This is a genomic window from Pseudomonas sp. PDM28 (genome assembly GCF_019219115.1).
Taxonomy (GTDB): domain Bacteria; phylum Pseudomonadota; class Gammaproteobacteria; order Pseudomonadales; family Pseudomonadaceae; genus Aquipseudomonas; species Aquipseudomonas laurylsulfatiphila.
The window spans coordinates 271333-288936 of the sequence record NZ_JAHUWG010000003.1; the positions used below are offsets into that span (position 1 = coordinate 271333).

The following is a 17604-nucleotide window of genomic DNA, read 5'->3' on the forward strand; positions in this document are numbered from 1 at the left end:
CCGCCATGAAACACGAAACTATCGAGAAAAACGTCGGCCTGTTGCTGCTGTTGATGATCCTGGCCGTGAGCATCGGCGGCCTGACCCAGATCGTCCCGCTGTTCTTCCAGGACGTGACCAACAAGCCGGTGGAAGGCATGAAGCCCTACACCGCGCTGCAACTGGAAGGCCGCGACATCTACATCCGCGAAGGCTGTGTCGGCTGTCACTCACAGATGATCCGTCCGTTCCGCGCCGAGACCGAACGCTACGGGCACTACTCGGTGGCCGGCGAAAGCGTTTGGGACCACCCGTTCCTGTGGGGTTCGAAACGTACCGGGCCGGACCTGGCGCGGGTCGGGGCGCGCTACTCGGATGACTGGCACCGCGCGCACTTGTACAACCCGCGCAACGTCGTGCCGGAGTCGAAGATGCCCGCCTACCCGTGGCTGGTGGCCAATCAACTCGACAGCAGCCACACCGAAACCAAGATCAAGGCCATGCGCACCCTGGGCGTGCCGTACACCGACGAAGACATCTCCGGCGCCGTTGCCTCGCTCAAGGGCAAGAGCGAAATGGATGCACTGGTCGCCTACCTGCAAGTGCTCGGCACTGCCATCAAGAGCAAGAGGTGAGCCATGGTTGTTGAACTCAGTACTGGAATGATCCGCGGCCTGGGCACAGTCGTCGTGTTCGTGGCCTTCGTCGGCCTGACGCTGTGGGTATTCAACAGCAAGCGCGGCCCGGAATTCGCCGAAGCGCGCCTGCTGCCGTTCGCCGACGAGCCACAACCCGACATCACCGAAGATTCAGCAACAAGGAGTACCCGGCCATGACCACCTTCTGGAGTACGTGGATCTGCGTACTGACCATCGGCAGCCTGATCGGCCTGACCTGGCTGCTGATCGGCACCCGCAAGGGCGAGACCAAGGGCAGCGTCGACCAGACCATGGGCCACAGTTTCGATGGCATCGAGGAGTACGACAACCCGCTGCCGCAATGGTGGTTCATGCTGTTCGCCGGCACGCTGGTGTTCGCCGTCGGCTACCTGATCCTTTATCCGGGCCTGGGCAACTGGAAAGGCGTCCTCCCCGGCTATGAGAACGGCTGGACCGGCGCCCACGAGTGGGAAAAGGAAATGGCCAGGGCGGACGCCAAGTTCGGACCGATCTTCGCCAAATTCGCGGCCATGCCAGTGGAAGAAGTCGCCAAAGACCCGCAAGCGCTGAAAATGGGCGGCCGCCTGTTTGCCTCCAACTGCTCGGTGTGCCACGGCTCGGATGCCAAGGGTGCATTCGGTTTCCCCAACCTGACCGACAGCGACTGGCGCTGGGGTGCCAGCGCAGAAACCATCAAGACCACCATCATGGGTGGCCGGATGGCGATGATGCCGGCCTGGGGTGAAGTGCTGGGGGAAGAAGGTGTGAAAAACGTCGCCGCTTATGTGCGTCATGATCTGGCCGGCCTGCCGTTGCCGGAAGGCAGCAAGGCGGACCTGCAGGCCGGACAGCAAGCCTTCGGCACCACCTGCGTCGCTTGCCATGGAGCAAACGGCCAGGGCACCGAAGCCATGGGCGCGCCGAACCTGACGCACCCGGCCGGCTTCATTTACGGCACTAGCCTGACGCAGCTTGAACAGACGATTCGGCATGGTCGCCAAGGCCATATGCCGGCGCAGAACGAACTGCTCGGCAACGACAAGGTGCAACTGCTGGCCGCGTATGTGTACAGCCTGTCCCACGGTTTGAATACCGAGCGCCTGCAGGCTGAAGACAACCGCGAATAAATCCCGACCGCTCTGCTGCCGCATTCTCCCGGATGCGGCAGTTCCCTGCCCCTTTGCGACGCATTGTCGCACCCTCTTTGACTCTTCCTTTCGGTTCCCCGGATTCAGGTCTAAGCTTCCCCCGATGCGGACTGGCCGGTGCCGGTTCCAGGTCGACCCTGAACGATGTGTTCGACGAATCTGCCCGATGACAGGCCGCAAAGGCTGGTAGATACCGGCTGTCGCGCCAGTTGCCTTCGGTCAGCCAAACGTTGCGTTTGAACACACCCCGTTACATCCGACCTGACCCCCTCGCCTGATCAGTCCGCCGGGACGTTTTGCCCGCGGGCAATTTTGTCCCTACGCGGCGCATGGAAAGGCCGCAGAATCAGCATTTGAAAGCATTGACCCAGGTCATGGCGCGTTGCAATGACCCCCTGCTTTCTCCATACTTGCGGCCGATTTTTAATCCTAATAAAACACCCAAACCGTGGAACCTTAGAATGAGCACAGCAATCAGTCCGACTGCTTATAACTATAAGGTAGTCCGCCAGTTCGCCATCATGACGGTGGTCTGGGGGATCCTTGGCATGGGGCTCGGTGTCTTCATCGCCTCGCAACTGGTCTGGCCGGAGTTGAACTTCGGTCTGGCATGGACGAGCTTTGGACGCCTGCGCCCGCTGCACACCAACCTGGTGATTTTCGCCTTCGGTGGATGTGCACTGTTTGCCACTTCTTATTACGTCGTGCAGCGAACCTGCCAAACGCGACTGATTTCCGACAGCCTCGCTGCCTTCACCTTCTGGGGATGGCAAGCGGTGATCGTCGGCGCGATCATTACCTTGCCGATGGGTTTCACCACCACCAAGGAATACGCGGAACTGGAATGGCCCCTGGCTATTCTGCTGGCCATTGTCTGGGTCACCTACGGTCTGGTGTTCTTCGGCACCATCGTCAAGCGCAAGACCAAGCACATCTATGTGGGTAACTGGTTCTACGGCGCCTTCATCGTCGTGACCGCGATGCTGCACATCGTCAACCACATGTCGCTGCCGGTCAGCCTGTTCAAGTCCTACTCGGCCTACTCGGGTGCGACGGACGCGATGATCCAGTGGTGGTACGGCCACAACGCCGTGGGCTTCTTCCTGACCACCGGCTTCCTGGGCATGATGTACTACTTCGTGCCGAAACAGGCCGAGCGTCCGATCTACTCCTATCGCCTGTCGATCGTGCACTTCTGGGCACTGATCACCCTGTACATCTGGGCCGGTCCGCACCACCTGCACTACACCGCACTGCCGGACTGGGCTCAGTCGCTGGGCATGGCGATGTCGATCATCCTGCTGGCACCGAGCTGGGGCGGCATGATCAACGGCATGATGACCCTGTCGGGCGCCTGGCATAAGCTGCGCACCGACCCGATCCTGCGTTTCCTCGTGGTGTCCCTGGCGTTCTACGGCATGTCGACGTTCGAAGGCCCGATGATGGCCATCAAGACCGTCAACTCGCTGTCCCACTACACCGACTGGACCATCGGCCACGTACACGCCGGTGCATTGGGCTGGGTAGCGATGATCTCGATCGGCGCCATCTACCACATGATTCCGAAACTGTTCGGTCGTGCGCAGATGCACAGCACCGGCCTGATCAACACGCACTTCTGGCTCGCAACCATCGGTACCGTGCTCTACATCGCCTCGATGTGGGTCAACGGCATCACCCAGGGCCTGATGTGGCGTGCAATCAACGACGACGGCACCCTCACCTACTCGTTCGTCGAAGCGCTGCAAGCCAGCCACCCGGGCTTCATCGTTCGCGCCCTGGGCGGTGCGTTCTTCGCCACCGGCATGCTGTTCATGGCCTACAACGTCTTCCGTACCGTACGTGCCTCGAACCCGGCTGAAGCCGAAGCCGCCGAACAGATCGTCGTAGTTGGAGCTCACTGATGAAGCATGAAGCAGTCGAGAAGAACATTGGCCTGCTGGCCTTCTTCATGGTCATCGCCGTCAGCGTCGGCGGCCTGACCCAGATCGTTCCGCTGTTTTTCCAGGACGTCACCAACAAGCCGGTCGAGGGCATGAAGCCCCGCACCGCCCTTGAACTGGAAGGCCGGGACGTTTATATCGCCAACGGTTGTGTCGGCTGCCACTCGCAGATGATCCGTCCGTTCCGTGCTGAAACCGAACGCTACGGCCACTACTCGGTCGCCGGTGAAAGCGTCTGGGACCACCCGTTCCTGTGGGGTTCCAAGCGTACCGGTCCGGACCTGGCCCGTGTCGGCGGTCGTTACTCCGATGACTGGCAGCGTGCGCACTTGTACAACCCGCGCAACGTCGTGCCCGAGTCGAAAATGCCGGCCTACCCGTTCCTCGTGGAAAACAAGCTCGACGGCAAAGACACCGCCAAGAAAATGGAAGTGTTGCGCACGCTCGGCGTCCCTTACACCGACGAAGACATCGCCGGCGCCAGGGATGCCGTGAAGGGCAAAACCGAAATGGACGCGCTGGTGGCCTATCTGCAAGGCCTGGGCACCATCATCAAAAGCAAACGGTGAATTAGATGGATATCGGGATGATTCGTGGCCTGGGCACCGTTGTCGTGATGGTGGCCTTCATCGGACTGGCACTGTGGGTGTTCAGTCCCAAGCGCAAGTCGGAGTTTGAAGACGCGACCTTGCTGCCTTTCGCGGATGATCCCGAAGCCATCAAGCACGTCGAGCAAGCTTCTAGGAGTAACAAAGAATGACTACATTCTGGAGTCTGTACGTCACAGTCCTCAGTCTCGGTACGATCTTTTCCCTGACCTGGCTGTTGCTGTCGACCCGCAAGGGCCAGCGCACCGAGCAGACAGACGAGACGGTCGGGCACTCCTTCGACGGGATCGAGGAGTACGACAACCCGCTGCCGAAATGGTGGTTCATGCTGTTCGTGGGCACCATCATCTTCGCACTGGGCTACCTGGCGCTGTATCCGGGCCTGGGTAACTGGAAAGGCCTGCTGCCGGGTTACGGCTACCTCGACAACGAGAAGCAGACCCCGTTCGCCAACGGCCAGACCGGCTGGACCGGCGTCCACGAGTGGGAAAAGGAAATGGCCAAGTCGGACGCCAAGTTCGGTCCGATCTTCGCCAAGTTCGCGGCCATGCCAATCGAAGAAGTGGCCAAGGACCCGCAAGCCCTGAAGATGGGTGGCCGTCTGTTCGCCTCCAACTGCTCGGTCTGCCACGGTTCCGACGCCAAGGGCGCCTATGGCTTCCCTAACCTGACCGACGCCGATTGGCGTTGGGGCGGCGAGCCGGAAACCATCAAGACCACCATCATGGGCGGCCGTCATGCAGTGATGCCTGCCTGGGCTGAAGTGATCGGCGAGCAAGGCGTGGCCGACGTGGCCGCGTTTGTCCTGACCAACCTCGATGGCCGCAAGCTGCCGGAAGGCGCCAAAGCCGACCCGGCTGCCGGGCAGAAACTGTTCGCCGCCAACTGCGTGGCGTGCCACGGTCCGGAAGGCAAAGGCACCCCAGCGATGGGCGCCCCCAACCTGACTCACCCGGCAGCGTTCATCTACGGTTCAAGCTTCGCTCAGCTGCAGCAGACCATCCGTTACGGCCGTCAGGGCCAGATGCCTGCGCAAGAGCAACTGCAAGGTAACGACAAGGTTCACCTGCTGGCCGCTTACGTCTACAGCCTGTCTCACGGTGAAAAAGCTCCGGAAGCCGAGTCTCAGTAAGACCTGCGCTTTCGGTAACAGGAAAGGCCGCGCCAGTCATCTGGCGCGGCCTTTTTTATGGTCAGCCGGCAAAAATCGATTTCACCGGCACCGTCCGGATCAACTGACGAGCCTGCCAGTCGTTGTTCTCCACCAGGCTGACATCCAGTTGCTTGCGATCCTCGGAAAAGCTGGCAATCAGATAAGTCTCCTGGGAAGCGCCACCACTGAGAAACATCGGCACTCCATTCAGGCTGGAGACCTGTCCTCCGTCCTGATGGTAGTGACCCGCAAAGATAGCCGTGACCTCATACTTGGCGACCATTTCCCGGAAACGTTTTACTTGCTCCCAATCCCCCATCATGCCGTCCGGCTTGTGCATGTTGATGATGATCGCGTAGCCCTGAGCCCGGGCAATCCTGAGATCTTTCTCCAGCCAGTCGAGCGAACTGGTGATTTCGAATGTCGTCGGGTTCAACGGACTAGAGATGCGGACACTGTAGGTCGGCTCATTATTGAGTTGTACCATATGAACCTCGCCTATATTTTTCGAGTAAGCGAGACTACCCGCATACAACCTGTTTAGAGCCCCACCAATTATATCCAGGTCAAACTCCTCGACCTTACCCTGGTGATGCTCTTTGAAGTCCACGATACTGCCTGCAGCGCAGCTATTACTAAAACAATCATCCACATTATTTTGATAGTCATGATTGCCCAGACCGTACAGGTAGTCATCACCAAAGTATTTATTCAATACCGAATTAATGTAGGAACGCTGCCACCCATGACCGAACGCCGTCATGTCGCCATTGATCATCAGGGGCACCTGCGACGGCGAGCCATGCTTCATGCGGAAGTCGGCAATGCTCGAGAACTGGCTATCCACCAGCCACTTGGAGCGTTTTTCAAAATCCGCAGCGGACTCAGGCTCGTCACTATCGGATTTTTCCGTCCATGGATATTGCGGATCAGACGCAAAAACCATATGACGAGGCATCCCTTCGACCGCATGCACAACAGTAGATACCGAGAACAACAGCAGACAGGTAAAAACCTTGATACTTTCATGAGAAAACATAGTAAAAACTTCCATCCATAGAATGAATAACGCACGAATAAAAAACTTACCCGCACCCACTTCTTAAACTATAAGACAGAAATCAAAACCTCAAACAATCAAACCGGAACAGTCAAGTTAAGATATTTCCCGCGCATCGACCCACTGATATCCGCGCCCCGCCGAAATGGACTGATTTTTTACACTAACCGCAACAACACAGGCCACGTCATCGTCAACGAATGCGCGCGGCCTTGCTGAAAACCGTCCATACTTCACAAGTCAATTGACTCAGATCACGTTTTGTTACATTCGCTACACCATTCATGATTTTTACCCAACGCGACCAAAGGTCGCACCCGCAGGCTAGAGCGACAGGCGTATCATTGCGCCACTGCAACACCCCTTTTTGACCGCGGTCGGCACGTACTGACCGAGGCACTTTTCCACTGCCGTGGGATGCAATGATGAGCAACCAGATTCCGGTACACGACGTCACTCCACCCACCAAGAACGCGAACAACAGCGTCGACCTCTACGCCTCCAGGGAAAAAATCTACACCCGCGCCTTCACCGGCCTGTTCCGCAACCTGCGGATGACCGGCGGTGCCCTGTTGTTCCTGCTGTATTTCGGTACGGTGTGGCTGGACTGGGGCGGTCATCAGGCAGTCTGGTGGAACCTGCCGGAGCGCAAGTTTTTCATTTTCGGCGCCACCTTCTGGCCCCAGGACTTCATCCTGCTCTCCGGCATGCTGATCATCGCCGCCTTCGGCCTGTTCTTCATCACGGTGTACGCCGGACGGGTCTGGTGCGGTTATACCTGCCCGCAAAGCGTGTGGACCTGGATCTTCATGTGGTGCGAAAAAGTCACCGAAGGTGATCGCAACCAGCGCATCAAGCTCGACAAGGCGCCGATGAGCGCCAACAAGTTCCTGCGCAAATTCAGCAAGCACAGCCTGTGGCTGTTGATCGGTTTCGTCACCGGCATGACCTTCGTCGGTTACTTTTCGCCGATCCGCGAACTGGTGTTCGACTTCTTCACCGGTGAGGCGGATGGCTGGTCTTACTTCTGGGTCGGTTTCTTCACCCTCGCCACTTACGGCAACGCCGGCTGGTTGCGCGAACAGGTGTGCATCTACATGTGCCCGTACGCGCGCTTCCAGAGCGTGATGTTCGACAAGGACACCCTGATCGTTTCCTACGACCCGCGCCGCGGTGAAAGCCGTGGCCCGCGCAAGAAAGGCATCGATTACAAGGCCCAGGGCCTGGGTGACTGCATCGACTGCACCATGTGCGTCCAAGTCTGCCCGACCGGTATCGACATCCGCGACGGCCTGCAAATCGAATGCATCGGCTGCGCTGCCTGCATCGATGCCTGCGACGCCATCATGGACAAAATGGAATACCCTCGCGGGCTGATCAGCTACACCACCGAGCACAACCTGTCCGGGCAGAAAACCCATAAACTGCGTCCACGCCTGATCGGTTATGCCGTGGTACTGCTGGCGATGATCAGTTTGCTGGTGACCGCGTTTTTCATGCGTGCGCTGGTGGGTTTCGATGTCAGCAAGGACCGCGTGCTGTACCGCGAGAACGCCGAAGGCCGGATCGAAAACGTCTACAGCCTGAAAATCATGAACAAGGACCAGCGCGACCATACCTATCTGCTCGAAGCCTCTGGCCTTCCGGATCTCAAATTGCAGGGCCGGCGCGAGATCAAGGTCGCGGCCGGCGAGATCGTCAGCCAGCCTGCCGAGCTGTCCGTCGCACCGGAAAAACTGCCGTCGAGCACCAACGACGTGAAATTCATCCTCAAGGATGCCGATGACGACAGCGTCCACATTGAAGCCAAGAGCCGGTTCATCGGCCCACACAATCGTTGAGAGAACTGAACATGCCCGCAGCAACTGCCGCAAGCCCCTGGTACAAGCACCTCTGGCCGTGGATCATCATCGGGATCCTGGCCTGCTCGGTGACGCTGACCTTGTCCATGGTGACCATCGCGGTGAAGAACCCGGACAACCTGGTCAACGACAACTACTACGAGGCCGGCAAAGGCATCAACCGCTCCCTCGACCGTGAGCTGCTGGCCCAGAACCTGAAAATGCGCGCGAGTATTCATCTCGATGACGTGACCGGCGAAGTTGACCTGCGCCTGAGCGGCGACAGCCATCCGAAAACCCTGGAGCTGAACCTGATCTCGCCGACCCAGCCGGAAAAGGATCGCAAGGTCACCCTGGCCCGCAGCGAAACCGAACAGGGTCGCTATATCGGCCAGTTGAGCGACAAGATCGAAGGCCGGCGCTTTGTCGAATTGCTCGGCACCCAGGACGACCATATCTGGCGAATGTTCGAAGAGGAACTGGTCAACCATGACAAGGATCTGCTGCTCGGTGATGAACCGTTGCAAGGTGCCGAAGACCTGAAGAAATAAAGCAGCGCTTCGCGCATCGCGAGCAAGCTCGCTCCCACAGTTGATCACCGTCGTGCTCAGAACCTGAGTACACCTATGATCCCTGTGGGAGCGAGCTTGCTCGCGATGAGGCCCTATCAGACGCCTGAGATTCAGCAGTACTAGTGAATACTCCATGACCACCACCCCACTCCCCTGCTACCACTGCGCCCTGCCCGTCCCGGCCGGCAGTCGCTTTACCGCCGTCGTACTCGGGGAGTCCCGCGAGTTCTGCTGCCCGGGTTGCCAGGCCGTGGCCGAGGCCATCGTCGCCGGCGGCCTGGATAGCTATTACCAGCACCGCAGCGAAGCCTCGGCCAACCCCGAGGCGCTACCGGTACAACTGGTCGACGAACTGGCGCTGTACGACCGCGCCGATGTGCAGCAGCCCTTTGTCCGCCACGAAGGCGAAATGGCCGAAACCACACTGCTGATGGAAGGCATCAGTTGCGCCGCCTGCGGCTGGTTGATCGAGAAACACCTGCGCACCTTGCCGGCGGTGGCCGAAGCGCGCCTGAACCTGTCCAACCACCGCCTGCACGTGCGCTGGAGCGACGCGCAATTACCCCTGAGCCGAGTCCTCAGCGAACTGCGCCACATCGGGTATGCCGCACACCCCTATCAGGCCGACCGCGCCAGCGAACAACTGGCCAGCGAAAACCGCCTGGCCCTGCGCCAGCTTGGCGTGGCCGGATTGCTGTGGTTCCAGGCGATGATGGCGACCATGGCCACCTGGCCAGAATTCAACATCGACCTCAGTCCCGAACTGCACACCATCCTGCGCTGGGTCGCGCTGTTCCTCACCACCCCGATCGTGTTCTACAGCTGCGCACCGTTTTTCAAAGGCGCCATGCGCGATCTGCGCACCCGCCACCTGACCATGGACGTTTCCGTGTCGCTGGCCATCGGCAGCGCCTACGTCGCCGGGATCTGGACCTCGATCAGCGGGGTCGGCGAACTGTATTTCGATGCCGTCGGCATGTTTGCCTTGTTCCTGCTGGCTGGGCGCTATCTGGAGCGGCGCGCCCGCGAGCGCACGGCCGCCGCCACCGCGCAGCTGGTGAATCTGCTGCCCGCCTCGTGCCTGCGCTTGACGCCTGAAGGCCAGAGCGAACGCATTCTGCTCAGCGAACTGCGCATCGGTGATCAGGTACTGGTTCATCCAGGCGCCATTCTCCCGGCCGACGGCAAGATCCTCGATGGCCAATCGAGTATCGATGAGTCGCTGCTGACCGGTGAATACCTGCCGCACCCTCGCACCCTCGGCGATGCGGTCACCGCCGGCACCCTGAACGTCGAAGGCGCACTGACCGTCGAGGTCCAGGCCCTGGGCCAGGACACGCGCCTCTCAGCCATCGTTCGCCTGCTCGAGCGTGCCCAGGCCGAAAAACCGCGCCTGGCGGAAATCGCCGACCGCGCCGCGCAATGGTTCCTGCTGTTTTCACTGATCGCGGCTGCGGCCATTGGCCTGTTGTGGTGGGAACTGGACTCATCGCGAGCCTTCTGGATCGTGCTGGCGATGCTCGTGGCGACCTGTCCGTGCGCCTTGTCGCTGGCAACGCCGACCGCCCTCACTGCGGCCACCGGCACCTTGCACAAACTTGGCCTGTTGCTGACCCGCGGCCATGTGCTGGAAGGCCTGAACCAGATCGACACGGTGATTTTCGACAAGACCGGCACCCTCACCGAAGGCCGACTGGCGTTGCGCTCGATCCGCCCCCTCGGCGCCCTCGACAGCGACCAATGCCTGGGCCTCGCCGCCGCCCTGGAAAACCGCTCCGAACACCCCATCGCCCGTGCATTCGGTCGTGCGCCGATGGCGGCCGAAGAAGTCCACAGCACCCCGGGTCTTGGCCTGGAGGGGCTGGTTGAAGGGCGGCGCCTGCGCATCGGTCAACCGGGATTCGTCTGCGAACTCAGTGGCGCCGCGGTGCCGCCGATACCCGATGAAGCCGGCCAATGGCTGCTGCTCGGCGACAGCGAAGGGCCGCTGGCCTGGCTGGTCCTCGATGATCGCTTGCGTGACGATGCGCCGGCCTTGCTGGCCGTGTGCAAGGCGCGGGGCTGGCGCACGCTGTTGTTGTCCGGCGACAGCTCGCCGATGGTCGCCAGCGTGGCGGCAGAACTGGGCATCGATGAAGCGCGCGGCGGCTTGCGCCCGGACGACAAACTGCAAGTTCTGCAACAACTGCACAAGGAAGGTCGCAAGGTGTTGATGCTGGGTGACGGCGTCAATGACGTGCCGGTGCTGGCGGCTGCGGATATCAGCGTCGCCATGGGTTCGGCCACTGATCTGGCGAAAACCAATGCCGATGCGGTGCTGCTGTCCAACCGCCTCGACGCGCTGGTGCAAGCCTTCAGTCTGGCGCGGCGCACCCGTCGGGTCATTATCGAGAACCTGTTGTGGGCCGGGTTGTACAATGGCCTCATGTTGCCCTTCGCCGCCCTCGGCTGGATCACTCCGGTCTGGGCGGCGGTAGGCATGTCGATCAGTTCGTTGACCGTGGTGCTGAACGCGCTGCGCCTGACTCGGATGCCGAGCGAGCGCGCCCTCGACACCCCGCCAGAAACCCGCCCGCTGCCGGCCTGAGCCGCGCGGGCATGGAGTCCAGATGCCAGCTCTTTACGTGATGATTCCCGCTGCGCTGCTGATCGTGGCCATCGCCGTCTATATCTTCTTCTGGGCGGTCGACAGTGGGCAGTACGACGACCTCGACGGCCCGGCCCACAGCATCCTGTTCGACGATCAGGACCCGAACCACACCGCCGCCGTCGACGAAGCCAGCGGCCAACCGGCCAAACCGCAAGACAAGGCCCCGCCCCATGCTTGAACTGGCACCACTGCTGGTATCGGCGCTGATCCTCGGCTTGCTCGGCGGCGGTCATTGCCTGGGCATGTGCGGCGGCTTGATGGGCGCGCTGACCCTGGCGATTCCCAAGGAGCAACGCAGTCGGCGCTTTCGCCTGCTGCTGGCCTACAACCTGGGGCGGATTCTGAGTTATGCCTGCGCCGGACTGCTGATCGGCCTGGCCGGATGGGCCGTGGCCAGCAGCCCGGCGGCGATGTTCCTGCGCATCCTCGCCGGCTTGCTGTTGATTGCCATGGGCCTGTACCTGGCCGGCTGGTGGAGCGGCCTGACCCGTATCGAAAGCCTCGGTCGAGGCTTGTGGCGGCACATCCAGCCCGTCGCCAACCGGTTGCTGCCGGTATCGAGCGTTCCGCGCGCACTGCTGCTGGGTGCGCTCTGGGGCTGGCTGCCGTGCGGCCTGGTTTACAGCACCCTGCTATGGTCTGCCAGCCAGGGCAACGCGCTGGACAGTGCACTGTTGATGCTTGCGTTCGGGCTTGGCACCTGGCCGGTATTGCTGGCGACCGGCCTGGCTGCCGAGCGCGTCACCGCGGTGTTGCGCAAGCGCAGTGTGCGCATGGCGGGTGGGATGCTGGTTATGCTGTTTGGCCTCTGGACACTGCCGGGGCCGCATCAGCATTGGCTCATGGGTCATTAAACCGGCGGCGCGCCCATCGCGAGCAAGCTCGCTCCCACAGGTTTTGTGTACACAGCGACTCCCCCTGTGGGAGCGAGCTTGCTCGCGATGAGGCCCTCACAAACGACAAAGATTCTGACCTTGATGCAAATCAAGATGCCCAATCCCGACCTCGCATAAGGTGGCCGACACTGCCAGCCTATCCGGGGAATGCCCGCATGATGCTCGACGCCATTCGTTGGGACACTGATCTGATCCGCCGTTATGACCTGGCGGGACCCCGCTACACCTCGTACCCGACCGCCGTGCAATTCAACAGCCAGGTCGGCACCTTCGACCTGTTCCATGCCCTGCGCGACAGCCGCAAAGCCCAACGTCCATTGTCCCTGTACGTACACGTGCCGTTCTGCGCGAACATTTGCTACTACTGCGCCTGCAACAAGGTCATCACCAAGGATCGCGGCCGGGCGCAGCCGTATTTGCAGCGCCTGGAGCAGGAAATCCAGCTGATCGCCTGCCACCTCGACCCCACGCAGAAAGTCGAGCAACTGCACTTCGGTGGCGGCACGCCGACCTTTCTCAGCCACGACGAACTGCGCCAGTTGATGGCGCACTTGCGCAAACACTTCAATTTGCTGGACGACGATTCCGGCGACTACGGCATCGAGATCGACCCCCGCGAGGCCGATTGGTCGACCATGGGACTGCTGCGCGAACTGGGCTTCAATCGGGTCAGCATCGGCCTGCAAGACCTCGACCCGGCGGTGCAGCGAGCGGTCAATCGCCTGCAAAGCCTGGAAGAAACCCGCGCCGTGATCGACGCCGCCCGCACCTTGCAGTTTCGCTCGATCAATATCGACCTGATCTACGGCCTGCCGAGACAGACACCGGATAACTTCGCCCGCACCGTCGAAGAGGTCATCAACCTGCAACCGGACAGATTATCGGTGTTCAACTACGCCCACCTGCCGGAACGCTTCATGCCGCAGCGGCGCATCAACAGCAATGAACTGCCGACTCCCGCGCAGAAACTGGAAATGCTGCAGCGCACCATCGAGCAACTGATCAGCGCCGGTTACCGCTACATCGGCATGGACCACTTCGCCCTGCCCGACGACGAGCTGGCGATCGCCCAGGAAGAATCGACCCTGCAACGCAACTTCCAGGGCTACACCACCCACGGTCATTGCGATCTGATCGGCCTCGGCGTCTCGGCAATCAGCCAGATCGGCGACCTCTACTGCCAGAACAGCAGCGACCTGAACCACTATCAGAACACCCTGGCCTCAATGCAACTGGCCACCAGCCGCGGCCTGCTGTGCAATGCCGATGACCGGCTGCGGCGCGCGGTCATTCAGCAATTGATCTGCAACTTCAGCCTGGAATTCTCCGACATCGAACAGGCCTTCAACATCGATTTTCAGGGCTACTTCGGCGAACTCTGGCCCCAACTGCAAGGCATGGCCAAAGACGGGCTGCTCGAACTCGATCGCGACAGGATCACTATCCTGCCCGCCGGGCGACTGTTGGTGCGTTCGGTGTGCATGGTGTTCGACGCGTACCTGGAACAACACAGCCGCCAGCGATTTTCACGGGTGATCTAATTCTGCAAGCTAGCGCCCCAGACTGGCCTCGATCTCCTATGGTGAGTTACCCTTACGTCTTATGTGTGATTTCCCACAAGGATTGAAGAAATGTCCGAGCCAGTAAAACAGCGCGCTCATAGTCAAGCCCATTGCAAGGATTGCAGCCTGGCCCCTCTTTGCCTGCCTCTTTCGCTGAATCTGGAAGACATGGACGCGCTGGACGAAATCGTCAAGCGCGGCCGGCCGCTGAAAAAGGGCGAGTTTCTGTTTCGCCAGGGCGATACCTTCGATTCTGTCTACGCCGTCCGTTCCGGCGCGCTCAAGACCTTCAGCCTGAGCGACGGCGGTGAAGAACAGCTCACCGGTTTCCACCTGCCCAGCGAACTGGTCGGCCTGTCGGGTATGGACACCGAAAAGCACCCGGTGTCGGCACAAGCTCTGGAAACCACCTCGGTGTGTGAAATTCCTTTCGAACGCCTCGACGAACTGGCCCTGCAACTGCCGCAGTTGCGCCGTCAGTTGATGCGGGTGATGAGCCGCGAAATCCGTGACGACCAGCAGATGATGCTGCTGTTGTCGAAAAAGACCGCCGACGAACGCATCGCCACCTTCCTGGTCAACCTGTCGGCACGTTTCCGCGCCCGGGGGTTTTCCGCCAATCAGTTCCGCCTGAGCATGTCGCGCAACGAAATCGGCAACTACCTGGGCCTGGCGGTGGAAACCGTGTCCCGGGTCTTTACCCGCTTCCAGCAAAACGAGCTGATTGCCGCAGAAGGCAAGGAAATCCGGATTATCGACCCGATCCAGCTGTGCGCCCTGGCCGGTGGCTCACTGGAAGGCTGAAACAAAACGATGCGGCTGAGCGAAACGGTTCAGCCGCCGTTATACTGCGTCGTTTGCAGCCCTGCCAGGACACCTAGACGATGGTCTTCGACTCCTTCGACATCAAATCCCTCATCCGCCCTGTCATCGACTTCCCGAAACCGGGTGTGATCTTTCGCGACATCACCCCGCTGTTCCAGTCCCCCAAGGCCCTGCGCCTGGTGATGGACAGCTTTGCCCACCGTTACGTCGAGGCTGACTTCACCCACATCGGCGCGATGGACGCCCGTGGCTTCCTGATCGGTTCGGTACTGGCCTATCAGTTGAACAAGCCGCTGGTGCTGTTTCGCAAGCAAGGCAAGCTGCCGGCTGACGTACTGGCCGAGGGTTATGCGACCGAATACGGCGAAGCCTTCCTGGAAGTGCACGCCGACAGCCTGTGCGAAGGGGATTCGGTGGTGATGTTCGATGACCTGATCGCGACCGGCGGCACCCTGATTGCTGCTGCCAACCTGATCCGCCGCATGGGTGCGCGGGTGCATGAAGCGGCGGCGATCATCGACCTGCCGGAGCTGGGTGGTTCGCAGCGCCTGGAGGACATGGGCATTCCGACGTTCTGCCTGACACAGTTTGCGTTGACTGACATGTAAGCGGCGCCTGTCCCGGCGCCATCGCGGGCAAGACCGCTCCCACAGTGATCTCTGTAGTAAACACAATGTGTGTCTACCCATGATCCCCTGTGGGAGCGGGCTTGCCCGCGATGGCGTCAGCGGCAACACCACTGAATTCAAGCTCGGCTCAGAGCCCCATCTGCTTGCTGATGATCTCGTTCATCACTTCCCGCGTCCCGCCGCCAATCGACAGGATCCGGTTGTCGCGGTACAGCCGCTCCACCAGGCTCTCGCGCATGTATCCCTGCCCACCGAGTATCTGCACCGCATCGGTCACGATCCGGTCTGCGGTATCCGTCGCAAAATTCTTGGCCATGGAAATTTCCTTGATCACGCTCTGCCCCGCCGCCATCTTTGCCGCCTGGCGGTAAGTGAATTCCCGGGATACCTCCAGCGCGGTCGCCATCTCGGCGAGGCGATGCTTGATCACCTGAAACTTGCCGATCGGTTTGCCAAAGGCCTCGCGCTGGCGCGCCCACTTCAGGCTCTCCTCCAGCGCCAGCTGTGCGGTCATGTTGGCCATCAGTGCCAGGGCCAGGCGTTCGCTCTGGAAATTGCCCATGATGCAGGCAAAGCCCATGTTCTCGGCGCCGATCAGGTTTCCCACGGGCACCGGGCAATCATCGAAGAACAGTTCGGCCGTGTCTGACGCCCACCAGCCCATTTTCTTCAGTTGCCGTCCTACGGTGAAACCGGGCGTGCCCTTTTCGATCAGCAACAGGCTGATGCCGGAGAACCCCGGCTCACCGGTACGCACCGCGACGGTATAAAAGTCCGCACGCACACCACTGGTGATAAAGGTTTTGCTGCCATTGACCCGGTAAAAGTCGCCATTGCGCACGGCGCGGGTTTGCAGGTTGGCGACATCGGAGCCGCCACCGGGCTCGGTGATGGCCAGGGCGCTGATTTTCTCTCCCGACAACACCTGGGGCAGCACACGATCCCGCACTTCGGGTCGTGCCCACTTGAGAATGGGCGGCAAGCCGATATCCAGCGACCCCAGGCCGGCAACCAGCCCGCCTGAGCCGCAGCGCATCAACTCTTCACTGGCGGCAACCTTGGCGAACAGATCCCCTTCGTGGCTGCCTCCGTAAGCCTCCGGGTACCCAATGCCGAGAATCCCCGCTGCGCCGGCCTTGAGGTAGAGCTCGCGAGGAAAGCTTTCGGCTTCTTCCCACTGCTCGATATCGGGAAGGATCTCGCGTTCGACGAAACGTCTGACGCTGTCACGGACCAATTGGTGGCTGGGGTCGAAGTACTCCTGAAAGGCAGACATCGGCGAGCTCCACTGAAGGGGTCAGTGAAGTTAACCGAGCGCTTGCTTGGTTTACAACAGGATTGTGTCATTCAGACGGACCGCGTCGCCTGCATCGCGAGCAAGCTCGCTCCCACATTGGCTTTATGTACGCCGCACTACCCTGTGGGAGCGAGCTTGCTCGCGATGGCGTCAGCGTGGACGCCACATGAACTCAGAGCGAAATCGGCTTCCGCCCGGCAAACGAATGCGCCAGAGTACCGCCATCCACCAACTCCAGCTCACCACCGAGCGGCACGCCGTGGGCGATACGCGAGGCGATCAGGCCTTTGCTGCTGAGCAACTGGGCGATGTAATGCGCTGTGGCTTCACCTTCCACGGTCGGGTTGGTCGCCAGGATGACTTCGGCGAACGTGCCAGCCTCTTCGATCCGCGCCATCAATTGCGGGATGCCGATGGCTTCCGGCCCCAGACCGTCGAGCGGCGACAGATGCCCCTTGAGCACGAAGTAGCGCCCGCGGAAACCGGTTTGCTCCACCGCATAGACATCCATTGGGCCTTCCACCACGCAGAGCAAGGTGTCGTCGCGACGGGTATCGGCGCATTGCGGGCACAGATCATCTTCGGTCAGCGTACGACACAAGCGGCAGTGACCGACCCCTTCCATGGCCTGGCTCAAGGCCAGCGCCAGGCGCGAGCCGCCGCTGCGGTCACGCTCGAGCAACTGCAACGCCATGCGCTGGGCGGTTTTCTGACCCACGCCAGGCAAAATTCGCAGGGCGTCGATCAGTTGGCGAATCAAAGGGCTGAAGCTCATGGTGGAA

18 protein-coding genes are annotated in these 17604 nt (G+C 60.7%); 15 read left to right on the top strand and 3 right to left on the bottom strand.

The features are described from left to right. Positions 1-5: 5 nt before the first annotated feature. The 7 genes from ccoO (KW841_RS07675) to ccoP (KW841_RS07705) all read left to right on the top strand — a co-directional run bounded on the left by ccoO (KW841_RS07675) (position 6) and on the right by ccoP (KW841_RS07705) (position 5469). Positions 6-614, top strand: coding sequence for a cytochrome-c oxidase, cbb3-type subunit II (gene ccoO / locus KW841_RS07675; RefSeq protein ID WP_007974128.1), 609 nt, complete (start codon positions 6-8; stop codon positions 612-614). A gap of 3 nt (positions 615-617) precedes the next feature. Continuing rightward, positions 618-815, top strand: coding sequence for a cbb3-type cytochrome c oxidase subunit 3 (locus KW841_RS07680; protein WP_218475019.1), 198 nt, complete (start codon positions 618-620; stop codon positions 813-815). Beyond that, positions 812-1765: a cytochrome-c oxidase, cbb3-type subunit III gene (gene ccoP, locus KW841_RS07685; RefSeq protein WP_218475021.1), complete on the top strand. Its 954-nt coding sequence runs from the start codon at positions 812-814 to the stop codon at positions 1763-1765. The genes KW841_RS07680 and ccoP (KW841_RS07685) overlap by 4 nt, the downstream gene beginning before the upstream one ends. Before the next feature lie 482 nt (positions 1766-2247). Continuing rightward, positions 2248-3690: a cytochrome-c oxidase, cbb3-type subunit I gene (ccoN, locus tag KW841_RS07690; protein ID WP_102698755.1), complete on the top strand. Its 1443-nt coding sequence runs from the start codon at positions 2248-2250 to the stop codon at positions 3688-3690. Next, positions 3690-4298 carry a cytochrome-c oxidase, cbb3-type subunit II gene (gene ccoO / locus KW841_RS07695; RefSeq protein WP_011333287.1) on the top strand — a complete coding sequence of 203 codons (609 nt, stop codon included), beginning with the start codon at positions 3690-3692 and terminating at the stop codon, positions 4296-4298. Before ccoN ends, ccoO (KW841_RS07695) begins: the two co-directional genes overlap by 1 nt. A 5-nt stretch (positions 4299-4303) precedes the next feature. Next, entirely contained in the window at positions 4304-4489 is a 186-nt protein-coding gene (locus KW841_RS07700) for a CcoQ/FixQ family Cbb3-type cytochrome c oxidase assembly chaperone (RefSeq protein ID WP_003175465.1), read from the top strand. Beyond that, on the top strand, positions 4486-5469 hold the full coding sequence (gene ccoP, locus KW841_RS07705) for a cytochrome-c oxidase, cbb3-type subunit III (RefSeq protein WP_104449740.1): 984 nt from the start codon (positions 4486-4488) through the stop codon (positions 5467-5469). Before KW841_RS07700 ends, ccoP (KW841_RS07705) begins: the two co-directional genes overlap by 4 nt. A gap of 61 nt (positions 5470-5530) precedes the next feature. Here the strand turns inward: ccoP (KW841_RS07705) and KW841_RS07710 are convergent, their stop codons facing one another. After that, positions 5531-6529: a metallophosphoesterase gene (locus tag KW841_RS07710; protein WP_218475023.1), complete on the bottom strand. Its 999-nt coding sequence runs from the start codon at positions 6527-6529 to the stop codon at positions 5531-5533. Positions 6530-6975: 446 nt separating this feature from the next. Here KW841_RS07710 and ccoG point away from each other — a divergent pair, with 446 nt between their 5' ends. The 8 genes from ccoG (at position 6976) to KW841_RS07750 (ending at position 15504) form a co-directional block, all read left to right on the top strand. After that, positions 6976-8391, top strand: coding sequence for a cytochrome c oxidase accessory protein CcoG (gene ccoG / locus KW841_RS07715; RefSeq protein ID WP_218475025.1), 1416 nt, complete (start codon positions 6976-6978; stop codon positions 8389-8391). A gap of 11 nt (positions 8392-8402) precedes the next feature. Beyond that, positions 8403-8942 carry a FixH family protein gene (locus tag KW841_RS07720; RefSeq protein ID WP_218475028.1) on the top strand — a complete coding sequence of 180 codons (540 nt, stop codon included), beginning with the start codon at positions 8403-8405 and terminating at the stop codon, positions 8940-8942. 154 nt (positions 8943-9096) lie between these two features. After that, a complete protein-coding gene (locus KW841_RS07725) occupies positions 9097-11550 on the top strand; it encodes a heavy metal translocating P-type ATPase (protein ID WP_218475030.1) in 2454 nt (817 codons plus the stop codon). Positions 11551-11572: 22 nt separating this feature from the next. Then, entirely contained in the window at positions 11573-11791 is a 219-nt protein-coding gene (ccoS, locus tag KW841_RS07730) for a cbb3-type cytochrome oxidase assembly protein CcoS (protein WP_007971444.1), read from the top strand. Continuing rightward, on the top strand, positions 11784-12467 hold the full coding sequence (locus tag KW841_RS07735) for a sulfite exporter TauE/SafE family protein (RefSeq protein ID WP_218475032.1): 684 nt from the start codon (positions 11784-11786) through the stop codon (positions 12465-12467). Before ccoS ends, KW841_RS07735 begins: the two co-directional genes overlap by 8 nt. Positions 12468-12667: 200 nt before the next feature. Beyond that, the gene (gene hemN, locus KW841_RS07740; RefSeq protein ID WP_104449967.1) at positions 12668-14050 is read left to right on the top strand and encodes an oxygen-independent coproporphyrinogen III oxidase; all 1383 of its coding nucleotides are present in this window, start codon (positions 12668-12670) and stop codon (positions 14048-14050) included. A gap of 90 nt (positions 14051-14140) precedes the next feature. Further along, positions 14141-14875, top strand: a complete 735-nt coding sequence (gene fnr / locus KW841_RS07745) for a fumarate/nitrate reduction transcriptional regulator Fnr (RefSeq protein ID WP_007971448.1) — start codon at positions 14141-14143, stop codon at positions 14873-14875. 80 nt (positions 14876-14955) lie between these two features. Further along, entirely contained in the window at positions 14956-15504 is a 549-nt protein-coding gene (locus KW841_RS07750) for an adenine phosphoribosyltransferase (RefSeq protein WP_015095998.1), read from the top strand. Between the two features lie 148 nt (positions 15505-15652). On the opposite strand, the gene KW841_RS07755 is transcribed toward KW841_RS07750, so the two are convergent. Continuing rightward, positions 15653-16801, bottom strand: coding sequence for an acyl-CoA dehydrogenase family protein (locus KW841_RS07755; protein WP_218475034.1), 1149 nt, complete (start codon positions 16799-16801; stop codon positions 15653-15655). A 193-nt stretch (positions 16802-16994) separates the two neighbouring features. Beyond that, positions 16995-17597: a recombination mediator RecR gene (recR, locus tag KW841_RS07760; RefSeq protein ID WP_008050204.1), complete on the bottom strand. Its 603-nt coding sequence runs from the start codon at positions 17595-17597 to the stop codon at positions 16995-16997. Between the last annotated feature and the right edge of the window lie 7 nt (positions 17598-17604).